Origin of the sequence: Streptomyces sp. NPDC005266, assembly GCF_040607655.1 — a bacterium.
Taxonomy (GTDB): domain Bacteria; phylum Actinomycetota; class Actinomycetes; order Streptomycetales; family Streptomycetaceae; genus Streptomyces.
Genome location: NZ_JBEXHC010000068.1, coordinates 1 through 1055 on the forward strand (window position 1 = coordinate 1; position 1055 = coordinate 1055).

Consider the following 1055-nt stretch of genomic DNA (forward strand, 5'->3'; position numbering starts at 1 on the left):
TGGCCGCAGAGACCAGCGAGAAGCGACTGTTTACTAAAAACACAGGTCCGTGCGAAGCCGTAAGGCGATGTATACGGACTGACGCCTGCCCGGTGCTGGAACGTTAAGGGGACCGGTTAGTCACATTTCGGTGTGGCGAAGCTGAGAACTTAAGCGCCAGTAAACGGCGGTGGTAACTATAACCATCCTAAGGTAGCGAAATTCCTTGTCGGGTAAGTTCCGACCTGCACGAATGGCGTAACGACTTCTCGACTGTCTCAACCATAGGCCCGGTGAAATTGCACTACGAGTAAAGATGCTCGTTTCGCGCAGCAGGACGGAAAGACCCCGGGACCTTTACTACAGCTTGATATTGGTGTTCGGTTCGGCTTGTGTAGGATAGGTGGGAGACTGTGAACTCTGGACGCCAGTTCAGGGGGAGTCGTTGTTGAAATACCACTCTGGTCGTGCTGGATGTCTAACCTGGGTCCGTGATCCGGATCAGGGACAGTGTCTGGTGGGTAGTTTAACTGGGGCGGTTGCCTCCTAAAGGGTAACGGAGGCGCCCAAAGGTTCCCTCAGCCTGGTTGGCAATCAGGTGTTGAGTGTAAGTGCACAAGGGAGCTTGACTGTGAGACCGACGGGTCGAGCAGGGACGAAAGTCGGGACTAGTGATCCGGCGGTGGCTTGTGGAAGCGCCGTCGCTCAACGGATAAAAGGTACCCCGGGGATAACAGGCTGATCTTCCCCAAGAGTCCATATCGACGGGATGGTTTGGCACCTCGATGTCGGCTCGTCGCATCCTGGGGCTGGAGTCGGTCCCAAGGGTTGGGCTGTTCGCCCATTAAAGCGGTACGCGAGCTGGGTTTAGAACGTCGTGAGACAGTTCGGTCCCTATCCGCTGTGCGCGTAGGAGTCTTGAGAAGGGCTGTCCCTAGTACGAGAGGACCGGGACGGACGAACCTCTGGTGTGCCAGTTGTCCTGCCAAGGGCATGGCTGGTTGGCTACGTTCGGGAGGGATAACCGCTGAAAGCATCTAAGCGGGAAGCCTGCTTCGAGATGAGGACTCCCACCC

At 56.5% G+C, this 1055-nt stretch carries 1 rRNA gene; it reads left to right on the top strand.

Annotated elements, in window-relative coordinates:
• Positions 1–1055, top strand: a 23S ribosomal RNA gene (locus ABZU99_RS34895); the annotation flags it as partial.